The organism is Spirillospora sp. NPDC049652 (genome assembly GCF_040675125.1).
Classification (GTDB): domain Bacteria; phylum Actinomycetota; class Actinomycetes; order Streptosporangiales; family Streptosporangiaceae; genus Spirillospora.
On record NZ_JBFAOF010000987.1, the window covers coordinates 1 to 2,555 of the forward strand.

A 2,555-nucleotide genomic window follows, 5' to 3' on the forward strand; every position below is an offset into this window, starting at 1 on the left:
CGGGCGACCGCGACGCGCTGCTGCTGCCCGCCCGACAGCGCGTTCGGCTCGTGCCGGACCCGGTCGGCCAGGCCGACCTCGGCGAGCGCGGCGAGGGCGCGTCGGCGGCGCTCGTCCCGGCGGACCCCGCCGTAGGCGAGCGGCAGCTCCACGTTCGCCAGCGCGGACATGCGCGGAATGAGGTTGAACGACTGGAACACGAACCCGATGCGGCGGTTGCGCAGCACCGCGAGCCGCCGCTCGTCGAGGCCGCCGACGTCCAGGCCGTCCAGCCGGTACCGGCCGCCGGACGGGACGTCCAGGCAGCCGATGATGTTCATCAGGGTGGACTTGCCGGACCCGGACGCGCCCATCACCGCGACGTAGTCGCCGCGTTCGACGGTCAGGGTGACGCCGCGCAGGGCGTGCACGGCGGTGTCGGCGCCGTCCGCGCCGTACACCTTCGTGACCTCGCGGAGGTCGAGCACAGGCGTCGCGGCGCCCGTCCGTGAGGCCGGTCCGCGGCCCGCGTCGGTGGCGGTCACCGGCGTCCGCCGCTGCCACCGGCGCCGCCGGGGAAGCCGCCGCCCGGCGCTCCTCCGCCGAAGCCGCCGCCGCCCGGGAAGCCGCCCTGCCTGCCGGACGTGCCGGGCGAGGTGGCCGCCGAGACGACGACGACCTGCTCGCCCTCGCTGAGGCCGGAGGTGATCACGGTGCCCTGCCCGCCACGCAGGCCGGTCCTCACCGTGCGCAGGACCTGCCGCCCGTTCTGCATCACCGTGACCGTGCTGACCCCGTTCACCGTCCGGACGGCGGCGCTCGGCACGTAGAGGGCGTTCTCGGCGTGCCCGGTGGTGACCTCGACCGTCGAGGTCTGCCCGATGCGCACCCCGGACGGCACGTCGTCCAGCGCGGCCGTCACCGCGAACGTCACCACGTTGTTGCTGGTGGTCGGGGTGGTCGCGATCTGGGCGATCGTCCCGGTGGCGGTCGTCCCGGACAGCGCGTCGAAGCTGACCGCGACGTCCTGGCCGACCTTGAGCTTGGCCGCGTCGGCCTCGGTGAAGTCGGCGACCACCTCCAGGGACTTGGTGTCGACCAGCGTGACGAAGCCTGTGGTGGACGGCGTCCCGGACGATCCGCCGGAACTCCCCGACGACCCGCCGCCCGACCCTCCGCTTCCGCCTGTGCCCCCGGAACCGCCCGAGCCGCCTGAGCCGCCTGAGCCGCCGGACGTGCCCGACGTCCCGCCGGACGAGGACGAACTGCCGCTCACCGTGTCGCCGACGCCGCCGTTGACCGCGGTGACCGTCCCGCTGAAGGGGGCTTTGAGGACGGTGGCGGCCAGCCTGTCCTGGGCGGCGCGGTAGTTCTGCTTTGCCTGCACCCACGCCGAGTACGCCTGGGCGTACTTCGCGCTCGTGGTGTCCGAGGACGCCTTGGAGAGCGTCCCGGCGGCGGCGTTCAGCGTGAGCCGGGCGGCCTGGAGGGTCTCCAGCGCGGAGGTCTGGTCGAGCCGGGCCAGCTCGTCCCCCTTGCCGACCTTGTGCCCGACCCTGGCGTACAGGTGCCGGACGGTGCCGGACGTCCCGAAGTCCAGGGACTTCTGCTGCGTGCTGGCCACCGACCCGGACGCCGAGACGGTCGCGTCCACGGTGCCGCGGGCGACCGCCGTCAGGCGCTGGCGGGTCTGCTGGGCGCCCGCGCCGTCGTCGGCGAGGGAGTAGTAGGCGATCCCGGCCCCGCCCGCCAGCAGCACCACGAGCGTGCCGTTGACCAGGAGGGTCCGGCGCTTGAGCGACAGATCCATGCGGGGCAGGCTCGCGGTGCGATCTTGCCGGTCGATGATCCGAACATGAGAATTTCCTGAGGAAACGGCGCTGACCAGCGGGGTCACCTCCGGCCAGTCGGACAGTCCGTGCTTTCCGACCACAGATCGTCCAGGCCGGATCCGGTGCCCGCCGGGTGGCCCGGAGCGGGGGCCGCGGTTCTAGCATGGGCGGTGGACCGGCATGGGCGGCGAGGTTCTGGACGTGGGCGGGAGTCTGGCATGGACGGACGGACGATCGCGGTCCTGCGGGGTGCGGACGACCGCCACCTGCTGCCCGCCGCACGCGTCCTGCTGGACGCCGGCCTCCGGCTCGAACTGCAGCTGACCACCCCCGGCGCGCTCGCCGCGATCGAGGCGCTGGACGGCGCGGGCCCGGACGCGGGCGGCGGCGTCGGGGCGGGCCGGGTCGTCACCCGCTCGGAGGCGGCCGACGCCGTCGCCGCCGGAGCGTCCTTCCTGGTCACGCCCACCCTCGTCGCGGACGTCATCGACTACGCCAACGACCGCGGGGTGCCGGTCTACGCGGGCGCGCTCACCCCGACCGAGGTCTGGGACGCGCACCGCGCCGGGGCGACCTTCATCAAGGTCGTTCCGGCGGGACGCGTCGGGCCGGGCTACATCTCCGCGCTGCGCCGCCCCTTCCCGGAGCCGGCGTACGTCGCGGTCGGCGGCATCCCCCTCGGCCGGGCCGCCGAGTACCTGGCCGCCGGGGCCGTCGCGGTCGCGCCGCGCCCGCGACGGCCCC

General features: G+C 74.9%; 3 protein-coding genes. 1 reads left to right on the forward strand and 2 read right to left on the reverse strand.

Annotation, left to right across the window (positions count from 1 at the left end):
- Together AB0J52_RS35825 and AB0J52_RS35830 are read right to left on the reverse strand one after the other, a co-directional pair.
- A partial coding sequence (locus AB0J52_RS35825; RefSeq protein WP_500187361.1) for an ABC transporter ATP-binding protein occupies window positions 1-524 on the reverse strand: 524 nt, incomplete at its 3' end.
- Window positions 521-1,789, reverse strand: coding sequence for an efflux RND transporter periplasmic adaptor subunit (locus AB0J52_RS35830; RefSeq protein WP_500187362.1), 1,269 nt, complete (start codon window positions 1,787-1,789; stop codon window positions 521-523). The genes AB0J52_RS35825 and AB0J52_RS35830, both read right to left, overlap by 4 nt.
- 240 nt (window positions 1,790-2,029) lie before the next feature.
- Between AB0J52_RS35830 and AB0J52_RS35835 the strand changes: the two genes are divergently transcribed.
- Window positions 2,030-2,555 (forward strand): bifunctional 4-hydroxy-2-oxoglutarate aldolase/2-dehydro-3-deoxy-phosphogluconate aldolase (locus AB0J52_RS35835; RefSeq protein WP_500187363.1); only part of this gene is annotated, 526 nt, incomplete at its 3' end.